Raw genomic sequence first — 239 nt, 5'->3', positions numbered from 1 at the left:
GGATCTTTAGGTCAGGGAATGTCTGTTGCTATCGGAGCAGCCCTTGCAAAAAAATTAAATAAAGATCACTCGGTTGTATATTCTTTACATGGTGATGGAGAGTTACAGGAAGGTCAAAATTGGGAGGCTATTATGTATGCTCCTTTTAATAAAGTAGATAACCTAATCTCTTCAGTTGATTATAACGGACAGCAAATTGATGGTCCTACTGAAAAAGTATTATCTCTTGAAAATCTACA

At 36.0% G+C, this 239-nt stretch carries 1 protein-coding gene; it reads left to right on the top strand.

Features of this window, described 5'->3' with window-relative positions:
* Positions 1–239 (top strand): thiamine pyrophosphate-binding protein (locus AC6CH7_RS26540; protein ID WP_498265571.1); only part of this gene is annotated, 239 nt, incomplete at both ends.

It is taken from the genome of Pedobacter sp. GQ55 (assembly GCF_059758925.1).
The sequence above is the reverse complement of the archived record's forward strand: the minus strand, read 5'-3'. Positions and strand labels throughout refer to the sequence as shown.